The sequence below is a fragment of the Nocardia sp. NBC_00403 genome (genome assembly GCF_036046055.1).
Taxonomy (GTDB): domain Bacteria; phylum Actinomycetota; class Actinomycetes; order Mycobacteriales; family Mycobacteriaceae; genus Nocardia.
This window is the reverse complement of the sequence record NZ_CP107939.1, coordinates 5,689,926-5,704,263: the sequence shown is the minus strand read 5'-3', so window position 1 is coordinate 5,704,263 and position 14,338 is coordinate 5,689,926. Positions and strand designations below refer to the sequence as shown.

17 protein-coding genes are annotated in these 14,338 nt (G+C 65.6%); 6 read left to right on the top strand and 11 right to left on the bottom strand.

Annotated elements, in window-relative coordinates; all coding sequences use genetic code 11:
* The 3 genes from OHQ90_RS25375 (at nucleotide 1) to OHQ90_RS25365 (ending at nucleotide 2,040) form a co-directional block, all read left to right on the top strand.
* Nucleotides 1-882 carry an ABC transporter ATP-binding protein gene (locus tag OHQ90_RS25375; protein ID WP_328401543.1) on the top strand — a complete coding sequence of 294 codons (882 nt, stop codon included), beginning with the start codon at nucleotides 1-3 and terminating at the stop codon, nucleotides 880-882.
* Nucleotides 883-888: 6 nt separating this feature from the next.
* Nucleotides 889-1,683 carry an ABC transporter permease subunit gene (locus tag OHQ90_RS25370; RefSeq protein WP_328401541.1) on the top strand — a complete coding sequence of 265 codons (795 nt, stop codon included), beginning with the start codon at nucleotides 889-891 and terminating at the stop codon, nucleotides 1,681-1,683.
* Nucleotides 1,684-1,746: 63 nt separating this feature from the next.
* Entirely contained in the window at nucleotides 1,747-2,040 is a 294-nt protein-coding gene (locus OHQ90_RS25365) for a hypothetical protein (RefSeq protein WP_328413456.1), read from the top strand.
* 36 nt (nucleotides 2,041-2,076) lie between these two features.
* Here OHQ90_RS25365 and OHQ90_RS25360 read toward each other — a convergent pair whose 3' ends face one another.
* From OHQ90_RS25360 to OHQ90_RS25350, 3 genes are all read right to left on the bottom strand, one after another.
* Entirely contained in the window at nucleotides 2,077-2,751 is a 675-nt protein-coding gene (locus tag OHQ90_RS25360) for an SRPBCC family protein (protein ID WP_328401539.1), read from the bottom strand.
* Nucleotides 2,752-2,940: 189 nt separating this feature from the next.
* Nucleotides 2,941-3,891 carry an Acg family FMN-binding oxidoreductase gene (locus tag OHQ90_RS25355; protein WP_328401537.1) on the bottom strand — a complete coding sequence of 317 codons (951 nt, stop codon included), beginning with the start codon at nucleotides 3,889-3,891 and terminating at the stop codon, nucleotides 2,941-2,943.
* 166 nt (nucleotides 3,892-4,057) lie between these two features.
* Nucleotides 4,058-4,936 carry a universal stress protein gene (locus OHQ90_RS25350; protein ID WP_328401535.1) on the bottom strand — a complete coding sequence of 293 codons (879 nt, stop codon included), beginning with the start codon at nucleotides 4,934-4,936 and terminating at the stop codon, nucleotides 4,058-4,060.
* A 541-nt stretch (nucleotides 4,937-5,477) separates the two neighbouring features.
* Between OHQ90_RS25350 and OHQ90_RS25345 the strand changes: the two genes are divergently transcribed.
* Together OHQ90_RS25345 and OHQ90_RS25340 are read left to right on the top strand one after the other, a co-directional pair.
* Nucleotides 5,478-5,786 (top strand): SHOCT domain-containing protein, encoded by a 309-nt coding sequence (locus OHQ90_RS25345; RefSeq protein ID WP_328401533.1) that lies wholly within the window; start codon nucleotides 5,478-5,480, stop codon nucleotides 5,784-5,786.
* On the top strand, nucleotides 5,783-6,682 hold the full coding sequence (locus OHQ90_RS25340) for a universal stress protein (RefSeq protein WP_328401531.1): 900 nt from the start codon (nucleotides 5,783-5,785) through the stop codon (nucleotides 6,680-6,682). The genes OHQ90_RS25345 and OHQ90_RS25340 overlap by 4 nt, the downstream gene beginning before the upstream one ends.
* 131 nt (nucleotides 6,683-6,813) lie before the next feature.
* Here OHQ90_RS25340 and OHQ90_RS25335 read toward each other — a convergent pair whose 3' ends face one another.
* A complete protein-coding gene (locus OHQ90_RS25335) occupies nucleotides 6,814-7,812 on the bottom strand; it encodes an Acg family FMN-binding oxidoreductase (protein WP_328401529.1) in 999 nt (332 codons plus the stop codon).
* 212 nt (nucleotides 7,813-8,024) lie between these two features.
* Between OHQ90_RS25335 and OHQ90_RS25330 the strand changes: the two genes are divergently transcribed.
* The gene (locus OHQ90_RS25330; RefSeq protein WP_328401527.1) at nucleotides 8,025-8,165 is read left to right on the top strand and encodes a hypothetical protein; all 141 of its coding nucleotides are present in this window, start codon (nucleotides 8,025-8,027) and stop codon (nucleotides 8,163-8,165) included.
* Between the two features lie 236 nt (nucleotides 8,166-8,401).
* On the opposite strand, the gene OHQ90_RS25325 is transcribed toward OHQ90_RS25330, so the two are convergent.
* The 7 genes from OHQ90_RS25325 to OHQ90_RS25295 all read right to left on the bottom strand — a co-directional run bounded on the left by OHQ90_RS25325 (nucleotide 8,402) and on the right by OHQ90_RS25295 (nucleotide 14,235).
* Nucleotides 8,402-8,929 (bottom strand): flavodoxin family protein, encoded by a 528-nt coding sequence (locus OHQ90_RS25325; RefSeq protein ID WP_328401525.1) that lies wholly within the window; start codon nucleotides 8,927-8,929, stop codon nucleotides 8,402-8,404.
* Nucleotides 8,930-9,235: 306 nt separating this feature from the next.
* Complete coding sequence (locus OHQ90_RS25320; RefSeq protein WP_328401523.1) at nucleotides 9,236-9,718, bottom strand: hydrogenase maturation protease; 483 nt, start codon at nucleotides 9,716-9,718, stop codon at nucleotides 9,236-9,238.
* A complete protein-coding gene (locus OHQ90_RS25315) occupies nucleotides 9,715-11,004 on the bottom strand; it encodes a Ni/Fe hydrogenase subunit alpha (RefSeq protein ID WP_328401521.1) in 1,290 nt (429 codons plus the stop codon). Before OHQ90_RS25315 ends, OHQ90_RS25320 begins: the two co-directional genes overlap by 4 nt.
* Nucleotides 10,991-11,764, bottom strand: coding sequence for an oxidoreductase (locus OHQ90_RS25310; RefSeq protein ID WP_328401519.1), 774 nt, complete (start codon nucleotides 11,762-11,764; stop codon nucleotides 10,991-10,993). Before OHQ90_RS25310 ends, OHQ90_RS25315 begins: the two co-directional genes overlap by 14 nt.
* Nucleotides 11,761-12,615 (bottom strand): FAD/NAD(P)-binding protein, encoded by an 855-nt coding sequence (locus OHQ90_RS25305; protein ID WP_328401517.1) that lies wholly within the window; start codon nucleotides 12,613-12,615, stop codon nucleotides 11,761-11,763. The genes OHQ90_RS25310 and OHQ90_RS25305 overlap by 4 nt, the downstream gene beginning before the upstream one ends.
* Nucleotides 12,612-13,121, bottom strand: coding sequence for a Crp/Fnr family transcriptional regulator (locus OHQ90_RS25300; protein WP_328401515.1), 510 nt, complete (start codon nucleotides 13,119-13,121; stop codon nucleotides 12,612-12,614). The genes OHQ90_RS25305 and OHQ90_RS25300 overlap by 4 nt, the downstream gene beginning before the upstream one ends.
* Nucleotides 13,108-14,235 (bottom strand): 4Fe-4S dicluster domain-containing protein, encoded by a 1,128-nt coding sequence (locus tag OHQ90_RS25295; protein ID WP_328401513.1) that lies wholly within the window; start codon nucleotides 14,233-14,235, stop codon nucleotides 13,108-13,110. Before OHQ90_RS25295 ends, OHQ90_RS25300 begins: the two co-directional genes overlap by 14 nt.
* Nucleotides 14,236-14,338 lie beyond the last annotated feature (103 nt).

The following is a 14,338-nucleotide window of genomic DNA, read 5'->3' as shown; positions in this document are numbered from 1 at the left end:
ATGATCGAATTCGACGGACTCACCAAGTACTACGGGCGACAGCCCGCGCTCGTCGATGTCACGCTGAAAGTCCCTGCCGGAGTCGTTTTCGGCTATCTCGGGCCCAACGGCGCGGGCAAGACGACCACCATCCGAATCCTGGTCGGTCTCATGCGGCCGACCAGGGGAACTGCCCGGGTGCGCGGCGCTGACACGGTGCGCGAGCGTGAGGTCGCGCAGCGTCATATCGGTTATCTGCCTGGACAATTCGTCGCCTATCCAGATCTGACCGCCGAGCAGTATCTGCGTTACCTGGCCGCGCTGCGCGGCGGCGTCGATCCCGCTGTTCGTGACGCCATGATCGAGCGGCTGGATCTGGATCCCTCACAGCGCATCGGTGCGATGTCACACGGCAACCGGCAGAAGGTCGGCATCGTGCAGGCATTCATGTTCGAGCCGGACCTGCTAGTGCTCGATGAGCCGACAACCGGGCTCGATCCGCTGGTGCAGCGCGAATTCCTGGGCATGGTGCGCCAGGCGCGCGCCGCGGGGCGCACGGTGTTCTTGTCCTCGCACGTGTTGTCGGAGGTGCAGGCCGTTGCCGACACGGTGGGGATGCTGCGCGAAGGACAGTTGATCACCGTGCGGTCGGTGGCCGAGCTGACCAAGCAGGCGTTCCATCGCATCGACCTCACCTTCGCAGGCGAGCCACCGGACTCGGACGTATTGCGTGGGATCGCGGGCGTCCGGCGGGCCGAACGCAACGCCGTCGCGGTGCATATCGAACTGGAGGGTTCGACGGCAGATTTGGTGAAGGCGGTCGCACCCTACGACGTGGTCGACATCGTCAGCCACGAACCGGATCTCGAAGAGGTCTTCCTCACCTACTACGGACAGGAGTGACGGACCGTGTTGCGCAACGTCTATCTGAAGAGTCTGCGCGATCAGCGGCGTGGACTGATCGGTTGGAGCCTCGGCATCGTCGCGCTCGTACTGCTGGAAAGCGCGTTGTGGCCGTCGATCTCGGATATGGCGGGACTGCGCGAATTCTTGGACAGCTACCCGGAGCCGCTGCGCAAGCTGTTCAACATGGACGCATTTGTCACTGGCACCGGATTCCTGAATGCAGAGCTGTTCAGCATGCTGCTGCCGATCCTGTTTCTGGTGTTCGCGATAAGCCGCGGCGCCCGAGCGATCGCAGGCGAAGAGGAGCGCGGCACACTCGAAGTGCTACTGGTGACCAAGCTGTCGCCGATTCGTCTCGCACTGGAGCAGGCCGCGCTACTTGCCACCACGGCGGGTGCACTCGGGATCGTGCTTTTCGGTGCGCTCGTGGTGTGCTCGGCGGTCTTCGGTCTCGGCGTCGGAATCGGGGCAGCATCGGCGGGTGCGCTCGCGATGGTGCTGCTCGGTGTCGAGTTCGGCTGGATCGCGCTGGCCATCGGTGCGGCGACCGGCAACCGGATCGTCGCGCTCGCAGTCGCGTCGGTGCTCGCCGTCGGCGCGTACGTGCTTTACGTGGCGAGCAAGCTGGTCGATGCCATGCAGCCGTGGGGGCCGGCGTCGCCGTTTCATCAGGCGATCGACGGCGGGCCGATGGGAGCCGGATTACCGGCGGCATATGGATATCTGGTCGCGGCAGGCGCGGTGGTCCTGCTGACCGCACTGCCGGTTTTCGACCGGCGTGATATCGCCGGAGTGTGATGTACCTCGGGGCCTCGGGATAAGGGAATTCGGTCCCGAGCGGCCATATGTCCGGTCAACCATGTGGTCGTCGACGACCGGATCATCATCGTCCGCACTCGGCTCACCTCTCGGCTCGGTTCGGCGGTCCGGCTCGCATCGGATCGTCGTCGCTTGCGAGGCGGACGACTTCGACCCGATCCGGCGACTCGGGTGGTCGGTGGTGGTCACCGAACTCGCCCGCCAGTCACCGATCCCGCGCGGATCGCCGAGTTCGAGCAGCGGCTGCGACCGTGGGTCGACTCCGTCACGGACACGGTGATCGAGATCGAACCGAGCATCGTCACCGACATCAGACTCGTCGAGAACGAAAGGTAGGCACAAGCATCGGGGCCGCGATGATCACGAACCTGCTCATCGAGGGCAACCTGCCGTCCTATCACCGGAAGATCGCAGAGAACTTCTCCAGCGACGGCCTTCGGCCCGCTCCTTGATGCCGAGCAGCATCTTCCGTTCCATGACCCAGCTGCCCGGTTCCATGATCATCCAGTTGAACAGCCGAGTGGACACGGTGGCATCGGGGATCGCGATGCGGTTGCGGCTGACCAGCCGAACGCCGTTCGTCGCAGGGTAGAGCCCGAACGCCCACACCCAGCGGCCGTCTTCGGAGGCGAACACCAGCGTCCGTTCGGGGTCGAGGATCGCCACACGCATACGCGGCCCCTTGGCGCCGAGTGTGAAAGCGTCACCGACGGAGAGGCTCTGGAACTCGGGGAGAATGGTGTTCGCGCTATGCATATCGAGGCCCAGCAGGTTCTCGATCCAGTCATAGGTATACGCACCGCCACGACCGGGTCCGAGTTGGACCAGCCACGGCCAGACCTGTTCCGGTCCCGCGGCAATGGCGATCGCCCGGGTGGCGACGATATCCGGTTCGGCAAGCAATTCGTCACCTGGCATGGTTCGTGTCACCTCGTCGCTGGTTGCGCCCCAGGTGAGGCGCCATCGGCGCGCGATCACCTGGGAGCCGACCGCGAGTCCCGCCGCGTATGTCGCGATCCCGATCGCGCATGCCGTCGTTGTTTTCATACTCGATACGTTCCGCCGAATCACGGTGCGGGCAAAGGGCACTTCGGCAGCGAGAGCAACGACCTTTGTCGCATACGCGTTGCCCTTACGCGATACCACGAGTGGTACCTCACGGTACCCGCAGTGGTCGAGGGCGATGCCAGCCGTAGGTCGGGCAAGGCGTCTTTCGTTGTCCAGCAGGCTGATTCGCTACGTTCGGGGCTCGGTGTAGACATCGGCGACTGGGCGGCGAGGGGTTGGCGGGGGTTCGGTGTCGTCGGGGGAAGTGCCCACGCGGATCACAACTTGGGGCAGTGTGGGGTGGGGGAGGAAGCCCGCGATCGTCGTGCGAGCGGTCGGGAGTTCGGTGATGTGGGTGAGCGCGCAGGTTGCCAGTCCGGCTGCGGTGCAGGCCAACAGCACAGCCGACAGCGCCTCACCGGTGTGGAGCCACGCCGGTTTGGATTCGCTTGCCGAGCTCAGTACCACCAGTCTGGAGCGGTCATCCAGCGCGGCTCGGCGGGTCGAGTGCGGCACCGAGGGGAACGTGCGTGCGACGTCGACGTGAGCGGATTCGGCATCTGAGGGCAGGGCGTTCGGCGGAACACCCTCCGGCATGTCGTGATGACCGGCCCACCACTGCAGTTCGGTTTGATACATCATGTCGTACTGACGAGTGGCTGACGAGTGGTCCGAAGCAGCGGCCACCCGTTGTCTGGCGTCATCGTCGAGCACGTCGAGTTCGATGTCGTGTGGTGAGGTCAGCATCCGCAGTTCAGGCAGAATCCGCGCGAAACCGTCCGGCTCGAGCATCGGCAGCCGGTCGGTGTATCGATGGTCGATGGCGCGTGCTCGCTCGGCGATTCCGGCGGGCGGGTCGGGCCACGGGCGGAAGTCGATGGCAGCCAGGTGCCAGGGCTGAGCCGGGTCGGGCATACGCACCGTATCGGTGTGCCAGCCGTGTGCGGCGAACGCGGTGCGAGCGTGATGGAGTGCGGCACCGCAACTGATCACCAACTGCCGCGCGTTCGGGTCGGCCGAGGCCAGGCACCGATCTATATCGGCGTACAAATGCAGTCGGGTGCCATCGAACACCCAGCGCCAAGGCTGGGTGTTGTGCACTGAGGGTGCTCGGCCGGCGAGGCGGATCGCCGCCAGCATCGTCCGATGATCCGGTACGGAGGTTACGGAAGAACTGTGGCTTGCGGTCATGGTGTCGAGTCTCGTCCGGTCGGGTGCTACGGAATATGGGCCTTCCGCCTGTTGCGGCGGGCCGATGGTCACCCGTGGCGGGTGACCGGAGACATCGGTGCTGTCCGGCAGGGGTTCAGTCTTCCTGGCGGGCGATGATGATCGGGATGTCGGCGCCGTGCAGTACGGCTTGGCCGACCGAACCGAGGGTCATGCCGGCGAATCCGCCGCGGCCGTGGCTGCCGACGACGATCAGTTGCGCGTGCTCGGACTCGGCGAGCAGCCGTCTGGCGGGGTGATCTTCGACAACCACGCGCCGCACTATGACATCGGGATACTGTTCGGCGAATCCGGCCAGGCTCTCGGCTAGCACTCCTGCCGCCTGTTCCTGGAGTTCGGTGCGAGACAGGTACCGGTTGAACTCCGACCAGGTGTGCACGGCCACCAGTTCGACCCCGCGGTGGGATGCCTCGTCGAAGGCGATCGCGATGGCGGCCATGCTGCATGGTGATCCGTCGACGCCGACTACCACACCACCGGAGAGCCGATCGGGCATGCGGTTGTCGGTCGCGGGGACAGCCACCACCGGGCATTGCGCGTGCCGAGCCAGTGCGGTGCTCACCGAACCGAGCAGCCCACGCCGGAAAGCGCCTTTGCCCGTTGTGCCGACCACAAGCAGCCGTGCCTCCTTCGAACGGTTCACCAGTACCGGAATCGGCGGCGCTTCGACGACGAAGGTGGAGATAACAGCATCATCGACGAGCGTGGCGGCCTCGGCCGCGGACTTCTCAGCGGTAGTGAGAGTTTCGGCGCTGGCCTCGCGGAAAGCATCATCGATGATCGGCGCGAAGCCGAGACCCGGTCCATAGTCGATCGGCTGCCCGATCGCCGAAACCAAGTGCAAGGGGGTGTGATGTGCGGCTGCCTCGGCAGCGGCCCAGCGCACCGCACCAGCGGCGGCACGGGAACCGTCGACACCGACGACGATCGGCGGATTGATCTTGGAACCGCACATGATTTGCCTTGCCTTCCAATGGATTCGGTGCAGTAGCCGACTATCGTGAGGGCCCCCGTCCGGGCGGATCGACGGGTCCACGCTCTCCACCTCGATAACGGGCTCGAGGCTTCGTCAACCTCCGATATCGGAGTCATCGGCGCACCGTCCTCAGCATGGGTTCGAACGCACCGCGATCCACAGTGTCGAACGGCACCGGGCGAAGGGTATTTCGGCCATCTGGAACCCGATGCGGCATCGGCCGTCCGAACATGGTCGGTCGGCGCGATTACCGGGCCTTTCGGCCCTTTCTGTGGCCTGCCTTGGTTTGCGAGCGTGACATGCACATCCCCACCGATGCGGAGAACTCGAGATGCCGACCCGACACCCTGATCCCAACACCTTGTTTGCCGCTCTCACTCGCGGTGCGTGCGCCGTCGGTGCACAGCACCCGGCCATGGCAGTGGCGGGCCGGCGATAAGTCGGTGTACTTCGGCACTCATGCGGCCGCGCAAGGCGTTCTCGCGCGGAACGCCGCTGTCGCCGTCGAAAGGAGAAGATCATGTATTGGCACGAGGGAGCAATGAACGGCTGGATGTTCGTCGTGATGCTGCTCATCGTCATCCCGCTGTGGTTCGCCGTGATCACCGCGATCGTCGTGGTGCTGCGCGCATCGAGCAGCCCTTCTCGATATTCGCTCCGGCCCACCGGAAATCGCTCGCCCGCAGGCATTTTGGCTGAGCGGTTCGCGACCGGTGAACTCGACGAGACCGAATATCGACGTAGGCTTGCGGTGCTCGGTGGTGATGCCCCGACCGGAGAGGTGCGCTCACCGGCTGGCGTCGACATTCACGAACAGGACCGACCATGATGGAGGGCACCGATCCGTCACACTCTGCGATCGATGCTCCCATCGTGGTCGCCGTAGACGGCTCGGCCATTTCCTATCACGCCGCAGCATGGGCGGCGGTAGACGCCGCAGTTCATCGCTGCCACCTGGAGATCGTGATGTCGTACACGGTCCCGTTCGGATTCGGCCCGACCGCGGCACCACCCGACGATGTGCGTCGGATGCGCACCGAAGCCGAGCGGGTACTCACCGAAGCAACCTGGGCGGCGCGGGCGGCGGCGCCGGACGACGTGCTCGCCATATCCACTTCGATGCTTGGTCAGCCGGTTATTCCTTGGCTGATAGAGCGGTCGAAGCGGGCCAGGATGTTGGTTGTCGGCAGCCGTGGGCTCGGTGCAGTACGTCGCGAGGTACTCGGCTCGGTGGCCCTCGCGGTGACCCGGCACGCGCACTGTCCGGTCACCGTGGTGCACACCACCTCGGCCACCGACGCGATATCGGCATTCAAACCGGTCCTGGTCGGTGTCGACGGAACCCAGAACAGCGTGGCGGGCATCGAACTGGCCTTCGAGGAGGCATCACGGCGCAAGGTGGGTCTTATCGCCCTGCACTCCTGGAGAGACACGAGCGGCCCGCAGCTGCCCGCGTTCGATTGGGGCGGCATCGAGGACGCAGAAGACGCACTGCTCGCCGAGAGCCTGGCCGGCTGGGTGGAACGGTATCCAGATGTCTCCGTTCGCCGAGTTCTTGTATGCGACCAGCCGGCTCGTTCGTTGCTGAAGGAATCCGAGAACGCACAGCTGGTTGTGGTCGGCAGCCATGGACGCGGCGGCTTCGCCGGCATGCTTGTCGGTTCGACCAGCGCCGCGTTGCTGCATTCGGTGCAATGCCCTCTCACCGTGGTACGCGAGTGTTGAGATAGTTCGCACCCATTACGCGACGTAACCCGGCGGCCATCCTCGGAAGCGAATTCCAGGGCACGTTCCAGGTCGAGGACTGCCACTGCTACCCGCCAGCGAGGGGCGAATGTCCCTGTGTCGGTGTGGCCTCAGTCCACCTGGTCGGTGGAAGTGGGCATATCGAGTATCTCGGCGAGCGGGCGGCGCGGCGTCTCCGGGACGTTCTGCGCGGATTCGGGCGCCGAGCCGACACGGACCAGCACTTGCGGCAAGCCGGAGCCAGCGATCAGCGTGCGGACAAGTGCGCGGCTCTGTGGTACTTCGGACATGTGGGTCAGGGGGCACGTCGCGTATCCCGCGAGGGTGCATTCCAGCAGTACCGTGGACAGCACCTCGCCACAGTGCACCAGTTCGTCGGGGGTGTCGCCGTGGGTGGAGAGCACGAGTATCACCGAATGGTCGGCGGTCGTCTCACCGCGACGCGGTGCCCCGGTGGCTGTGGGGAACTGGCGGCCTACGTTGACTCGTTGACGTTCCTCCGAGGAGATGAGCGCTTCGCGGGGGACGCCGGCATTGCCGATGACGTGGCCGGTCCACCACTGTAGTTCGGCGTGGTAGCCGGCGTCGTAGCGGCGCAGGGATGCGGTCATCTCCGAGGCGCGGGCCAGGGCGGGGCGGCTGTCGTCGTGCAGCACGTCGAGGGTGGCGTCGGCCTGATCGAAGGTGCTCCGCAATATGGGTTCGAAATCGGACCATCCGGTGGGTTCCGCGAACGGCAGCCGGTCGGTGTGCCGGCGCCGGATGGCGTCGGCACGGGTGCGGTCGGCATCTGTCACGAAGTGTGCCGGATGGAACGTGATGGCGGCCAAGTGATCGCGACGGTTCGGGTTCGGGAAACGGGCGACGTGAATATGCCAACCGGCCGCGGACATGGCCGCACGGAAATGGCCCAGCGTGATACCACAGCTGATCAGCATCTGGCGGCCGGAAGGGTCGGTGGCCGGGAGTCTGCGTTCGGGTACGGCGAACAGCTGTAGCGCGTGGCCGTCGAATGTCCAGTGCCAGGGCTGGCTGTTGTGCAGCGACGGCGCCCGGCCAGCGAGCAGGACGGCCGTCTCGATGGTTTCTCCGGTGGGTAGCTGATTCATATCGCTGACCGTATGTCTGCCACGCCGATGGAGGAGGAGTCGTTGGTCCCGGATCTTGTCGCTGGGTGGCCCCTACGCCCGGCGGCTTTTGCGGACTTTTGCCCCTGGACGGGACGGATCGGCTCGTTCAGGCTGGTAGACGTGGGCAACGGTGCGCCGGGGATACTCGGTCCTGCTGTCGATCAACTCGGCAGCAGGCCCAGAGGAGCGCGATGCGGGATCAGTTCGCCGACCTGGCGATGATCACCACCATTTTCGCGTCGTATAGCACCGCTTGCCCGACCGAACCGACCGTCATTCCGGCGGAATCACCGCGTCCGTGGCTGCCCACCCCCGGATACTTTCCGCAGTAGCCGGCCAGGCTCTGCGACAGCAATTTCTCGGCTTCTTCCTGCACTTCTGTGAGCCGTCGACCACCACAGGGCCCGAGCCACGCGAGGCTCAGGTTCGCGCGGACGCGCAAAAATCAGCGCACGGCTGGAAGCGACGAGCACTCGAAGGCGGGCTCACACGGAGGCTGCGGTTTCCGCGTCGGCCACTTGCAATGATGATGTGCAGTTGCTTCAGAGCATGGATTCACGCTCGCCCGTCAAGCATGGTGCATGATGCGATCGAGTTCGGTATGGGCGATCCGACCCGCCCAAACACGGGCGCGGTCCAGCTCGCCCGGCGCGAGCGGGCCGGTCGTGTCTTCGACGAGGAAATCTACTGGCTGGTCGGCGAGGGTATAGCCCAAGCGCCACAGCCGTTTTGCGATACCGCGTGCGGCCGAGCCCGGCAACCAGGGAGGTTTGGCGACTTTGGTCCCGAACGCCAAGGCGCGGTGGCCGGGTGGCACCAGCGGCGCGGCCTCGAGCCATTCCCGTATGCCGATGTCGATCGCGATCGGCGCGTCGGTGAGCTTGGCGGCGTCGCGGCGCGTCTGCGGGCGGCTGAGCCCGAAGGTGTGGGTGGGTCCGCCGACCACGAGCAGGTGCACCGCCAGGGCAGGCACTTCGGCCGCAGCCACCACGTTCAGCATTTCCACCTCGGCATGCTCGAGCAGCCCTTGTGCGATGGCTTCCGCGACCGCCGCGGTGTTGCCGAACATCGACTCGTAGACAACTCGTGCACGCATGGTCGGCTCCTCTGCGTTGCGCACCGTGGAACCCGAGAATTACGACGTTACGGCGAGCGTAAGTAGGCGCACAGAGCCGAACCGACACTTGCCGTGGGACCTTCGCCCTGTGATCGAGATGCCTTTCTGGGTGACCGACTCCGATTCGGGCCGTCCTCCCGGCAGTCGATAGGCGACGCTGGCACATCTGCTGCCCGGAATCCAGCAATTCGAGGATTGCCAGCAGGTAGTTGCGGTCGGATCTGCTCGCGGGTGTCACGCGTACCGCGTACCTTTGTCCCGCAGTTCATGGCCTGACCCTGGCCTTCACCTCCGAGGCCGGGTCGCGGGCTCGGCTCGTCGCAATTCCCGCACGACGGCATCGACCGCGCGCGGAACGGCGTCTGCGACTGGCTCGGACAATCCGACACCCAGCTCGAGACACGCCACGTCTACGGCGATGACGACGATCCTGCCTGGGAGTCGGCCGAGGGCGCGGCCCAGTGGCAGCGCGTCATGGATGCCGAGAGTGTGGGAAGAAGCGGCGGTGCCGGCGTGCCGGAGGAGGTCGATGTCGGTGCGGCGGACCCGGCCGGGAACCGAAGATTCGCAGCGTACAGCGTCGATCAGCACGGCAAGCTCCACATCTGCCCACATATCCAGGAGACTCGTGGGCTCGCCGTCGGAGATGGTTACGAAAACTCCTGGGATGTCGAGTTTTTCGATTCGGGAAGCGACAGCCGAACCGACTCCGTCATCGCTGCGGTACTCGTTGCCGACGCCGATGACGACGGCCCAGGGCCCGGTCATCGGCGCACCACGTCGATGTCCAGGAAGTGCGCCGAGCAGGAGATGCAGGGATCGTAGTTACGGATCGTGCGTTCACAGACGGCGGCCAGCGCGGCGTCGTCGAGGTCGAGATTTTCCGAGACGGCGCGCCGCAGATCGTCCTCCATAGCCGCCTGGTTCTGGGATGTCGGTGGGATGATCGTGGCCGAGCGCACGATTCCCTGATCGTCGATGTCGTAACGGTGGTAGAGCAAACCGCGTGGCGCTTCGCTCACGCCGTGGCCGGTTCCGGCGCGGGGCTCGACCGGAACCGCGGTACGGGAGGGGCGTTCGTATTCGGCGATGAGCGTGAGCGCCTCTTCGATGGCGTAGACGACTTCGACCGCGCGCACTAGGATGCTGCGGAACGGGTTACGGCATTCGGCGCCGAGTCCGATCTCGACCGCGACCTGTCGGGCGATCGGCGACAGCTGGTGGTAGTTCAGCGTGTACCGCGCCAGTGGTCCGGTGAGGTATCGCTCGCCGTCGAGCATGGCGTGCAAGGCGGTGGAGTGCGCTACCTGGTGTTCCCGCACGTGAGCGGGAAGATCGGCCGCAGCGAACCGAAGCCCGGTGCTGGTGTGCACATCCCCGTTGTCGATGGCGTAGCGGCCCGGTTCGGTCGCGGCAAGCAGTTCATACTCGAGTTCCTGCTCGGGAAATTCGAGTCTCGCCGCCCAGCGCGCGGTATCCACCGCGTAATCTCGTGCACGGCATAGTAGTTCGGTCACGGGAGCGAAATCGGCGGGTTCGGGGACCGAGTAGAAGCCGCCGAGCCGGATATTGACGGGATGGATGGCCCGGCCGCCGAGGAGTTCGAGCAGCGCGTTGCCCGCTTTCTTCATCGCCAGCCCCTGCTCGACCAGGGCGCGATGGTCGGCGGCGAGCGCGATCGCGTCCGGGTAGCCGAGGAAGTCCGGAATGTGCAGCAGATAAATATGCAAGGAGTGGCTGGAAATCCATTCGCCGCAGTACATCAGACGCCTCAGGTCGGCCAGTGGCCGGTCCAACTCCGCGCCACAGAGTTGTTCCAGTGCGTTGCACGCGCTGGTCTGGTAGGCCACCGGACAGATCCCGCAGACTCTGGAGGTGATATCGGGCGGTTCGGTGTAGGCGCGGCCGCGAAGGAATGCCTCGAAGAATCGCGGTGGCTCGTAGATGCTCAGTTCCGCGCTTTCGACGTGCCCATCCGTGACGACCACGCGCAGCGCGCCCTCGCCTTCGACGCGAGCTAGCGAGCCGACCTTCAGCTCCCTACGATGACTCATCGCCGCTCCTGTTCGCGAAGCCTGGCGCGGCCGCGGCGTATGTGGCGAAAACGCGGTCGATGTCACCGGTGTCCATGCCGTTGACGCGCAGGATAGGAAGCAGCGCGTGGATGTTGGGATTGGCCATCGGGCCGAAACAACCGAAGCAGCCACGATGGTATGCCGGGCACAAGGCACCACATCCAGCCTGTGTGACCGGCCCCAGGCAGGGGATTCCCTCGGCGACGGTCACACAGGTTGTACCGCGGCGTTTGCACTCGGTACAGACGCTGGTGTTCGGTATGTCCGGCGACCGGCCGGCCAGGAACGCACACAGGGTGTCGAGCAGTTGGCGCCGGTCGATCGGACAGCCACGCAGCTCGAAGTCCACGGGTACGTGCGCCGAGATCGGGGTGGAGGTGGCAAGTGTGGCGATGTGCTCCGGGCTGGCGTAGACCACAGACGTGAATTCGGTGACGTCGGCGAAATTGCGCAGCGCCTGGATGCCGCCGTGCGTTGCACATGCCCCGATCGCTACCAGAATCCTGGATTGCTCGCGGATCTCGGTGATCCGGTGCAGCTCTTCCTGCGTGGTGATCGAGCCTTCGACCAGTGAAACATCGTACGGTCCCGGCTCCATGACGCTGGAAGCTTCCACGAAGTGAGTGATGCGGAGGCGGCCCGCGAGGGTGAGTAGCTCGTCCTCGCAGTCGAGCAGAGTGAGCTGGCAACCGTCACAGGAGGTGAACTTCCAGACGGCGAGCGTCGGTGTCTTCGTCATAGTTCTCGCACCGCCAGTAGTGGTTCGGCCACTGCGTAGTCGACGATGGGGCCGTCGCGACACAGCAGCAGCGTGCCGAGCTGGCAGTGCCCACAGCGCGCGACACCGCACTGCATATTGCGCTCCAGCGACACTTGGATATCGGTGGCGGGAATTCCCTTGCGCAGCAGGGTCTGCGCGCAAAAGCGCATCATCGGTTCCGGACCGCACAGGAACGCTGTGGCGCGGCCGGGTTCGAATGTCAGGTGGGCCAGTGGCTCGGTGACGAAGCCGACTCGGCCTCCCCAGTTCGGCGCGGGGTGGTCGACGGTCTGATGTAGTTCGATGGAACCGGTCGTCGTCCACAGATCTTGCTCACCGCGGAACAAAATGTCCGCTGGGGTGCGGGCTCCACTGATCACGACGATCCGCCCGTAGTCGCCGCGTGCCGCGATCGCGGCGAGCACAACCGGCCGCAGCGGTGCCAGCCCGATGCCTCCGCCGACGATGACGAGGTCGCCTCCGACCGCCGACGCCAGATCCCATCCGGTGCCGAACGGTCCACGCACACCGATCACGCCGCCGATATCGGTGTCGTGCAGTGCGCCGCTGACCGCGCCGACCACCCGGATCGTGTGCTCCAAGCGATCGTCGCCGGCCGCAGGGTTCCCGCTGATCGAGATCGCGACCTCACCCACCCCGAAGCTGTAGAGCATCATGAACTGCCCGGCCCGAAACCGTTGCGCCGCATCTCGTACCGGTTCCAGGTGCAGTGTCACGGTGTCGGGAGTTTGCGGGGTGCGGCCGATGACTCGATAGGGCAGCATGGTGTCCCCGGACGGTGCCGTGCGGACCTGCGTGTCGACGCTCATCGGCCACCTCGCCCCACCGCGATGCGGGGTGGACCGGCGGTGCACGTTTCGGCGGGGTTCCGGTAGAGGTCGAGCAGCCTGGCCCGGGTGGCTTGCAGTCTGTCAAGGAGCGCCTCGAACAGCGTCAGAGTCAGCGCATGGCCGAAACGCGGATCTGCGGCAGCGAACTCGGCCAGCGTCTCGGCATCGAATTCGACCGCGTCCACCGGTTCAGTGGTCACGGCCCCGAAATGCCACCGGTATGGCGGCACCAGCCACGACCAACCGAGCAAGTCTCCGCTGCCGAGGGTCTGGACGACGACCTCACCTTGCCCCGGCACCTGCGCGTCCAGCAATATCTGCCCGTCACGGATCAGCCAGCACCGCTGTGCCACTTGACCTTCCACGATGATGCGTTGCCCGGCGAGGAACGACACATAACGCCCGGCCTGGGCTAGCGTGCTCAGGTCTCTGCGGCTCAGTCTGTCCAAGCGCGCGAAGGCGGACAACTCATCACTGGTGGGCATGATCGGATTCCTCGGCGAGCTCGGCGAGCCGGGTCACCTCAGCCGTCAGGTCTATCTCGGCCGGGCACCAGGCGATGCACCGTCCGCAGCCGACGCATCCCGAGCTGCCGAATTGGTCATACCAGGTGCTGAGTTTGTGACTGATCCATTGCCGGTAGCGGCTTTCGCCGGATTGTCGCACGCTGCCGCCATGCAGGTTGGAGAAGTCCAGTTCGAAGCACGACGACCAGTGCTCCCAGCGCTCGGCATGATCGCCCGTGAGGTCGGTGACGTCCTCGGTGGTGGTGCAGAAACAGGTGGGGCACACCATGGTGCAGTTTCCGCAGGTGAGGCAGCGGCTGGCGACGTCCTGCCAGTGTGGGGACTCACGGGAGTCGCGAAGCAGTGCGCGAATGTCGACCTCGGGCATCGCACGGCCCATCCGGTCGGCTGCCGCCGACACCGCCGCACGGGCCTGCATGACCTCCGCTGCGTCGGCCGAACGCGCCGTGAGTTCGGCGAGGATCTCGGCGCCGTCTTCGCTGCCCACGTCGACGAGGAATCGGTGCCCCTCGGCGTCGACGCGCTCGGTGAGAGCGAGATCGTATCCGGCCGACACTCCGGGGCCGGTGCCCATCGACGCGCAGAAGCACACCCCGCCCGGCTCGGTGCAGTTCACGGCGACGACGAAGAGATCTTTCCGGCGGGCGGTGAACGAGGAGTCGGGATGCGCCCCGCCACCGAGTACCCGCCCCAGGATCGCGATCGAGGCCAAATCGCAGCCGCGGACGCCGAGAAACGCGGAGCGCACCGGAACATCCTCGACGGGTTCAGTCTGCAGGTCTGGTCCGATATCGAGAACTTTGCGGCGCGGCGGATGCAAGAACTGCTTCCAGGACCCGGGGCCAGCCGAATGCGCGAACACCGCCTCGTCGGTTCGGCGATGTAACCGATACCGTCCGGGCGCGGTCTCCACGCCCCACCCCGCAGGAAGCCGCGCGCCCGACTCCAGTTCGCCGAGCACGATCGCCCCGTCGCGCACTTGCGGACCGATGACCCGGTATCCGTGCTCACGCAGCACATCCACCAGGCGATCCAGACCAACGCGATCGATGACCATACTGTCATTGGGCATTATCAAGGCCTCTGCTCGGTCGGGTGTAGCCGTCCGGTTTCGAGTCTGGCCGGAGTACGAGACGCGCCGCGAGGGACTAAGGTCCCGAATGGCGATGGCCGAC

Excerpts from the sequence above, each read along its gene's own strand:
- OHQ90_RS25375 (WP_328401543.1), top strand. The coding sequence starts at position 1 with ATGATCGAATTCGACGGACTCACCAAGTACTACGGGCGACAGCCCGCG.
- OHQ90_RS25360 (WP_328401539.1), bottom strand. The coding sequence starts at position 2,751 with ATGAAAACAACGACGGCATGCGCGATCGGGATCGCGACATACGCGGCG.
- OHQ90_RS25355 (WP_328401537.1), bottom strand. The coding sequence starts at position 3,891 with ATGCTGGCGGCGATCCGCCTCGCCGGCCGAGCACCCTCAGTGCACAAC.
- OHQ90_RS25350 (WP_328401535.1), bottom strand. The coding sequence starts at position 4,936 with ATGTGCGGTTCCAAGATCAATCCGCCGATCGTCGTCGGTGTCGACGGT.
- OHQ90_RS25345 (WP_328401533.1), top strand. The coding sequence starts at position 5,478 with ATGTATTGGCACGAGGGAGCAATGAACGGCTGGATGTTCGTCGTGATG.
- OHQ90_RS25340 (WP_328401531.1), top strand. The coding sequence starts at position 5,783 with ATGATGGAGGGCACCGATCCGTCACACTCTGCGATCGATGCTCCCATC.
- OHQ90_RS25335 (WP_328401529.1), bottom strand. The coding sequence starts at position 7,812 with ATGAATCAGCTACCCACCGGAGAAACCATCGAGACGGCCGTCCTGCTC.
- OHQ90_RS25330 (WP_328401527.1), top strand. The coding sequence starts at position 8,025 with ATGCGGGATCAGTTCGCCGACCTGGCGATGATCACCACCATTTTCGCG.
- OHQ90_RS25325 (WP_328401525.1), bottom strand. The coding sequence starts at position 8,929 with ATGCGTGCACGAGTTGTCTACGAGTCGATGTTCGGCAACACCGCGGCG.
- OHQ90_RS25320 (WP_328401523.1), bottom strand. The coding sequence starts at position 9,718 with ATGACCGGGCCCTGGGCCGTCGTCATCGGCGTCGGCAACGAGTACCGC.
- OHQ90_RS25315 (WP_328401521.1), bottom strand. The coding sequence starts at position 11,004 with ATGAGTCATCGTAGGGAGCTGAAGGTCGGCTCGCTAGCTCGCGTCGAA.
- OHQ90_RS25310 (WP_328401519.1), bottom strand. The coding sequence starts at position 11,764 with ATGACGAAGACACCGACGCTCGCCGTCTGGAAGTTCACCTCCTGTGAC.
- OHQ90_RS25305 (WP_328401517.1), bottom strand. The coding sequence starts at position 12,615 with ATGAGCGTCGACACGCAGGTCCGCACGGCACCGTCCGGGGACACCATG.
- OHQ90_RS25300 (WP_328401515.1), bottom strand. The coding sequence starts at position 13,121 with ATGCCCACCAGTGATGAGTTGTCCGCCTTCGCGCGCTTGGACAGACTG.
- OHQ90_RS25295 (WP_328401513.1), bottom strand. The coding sequence starts at position 14,235 with ATGCCCAATGACAGTATGGTCATCGATCGCGTTGGTCTGGATCGCCTG.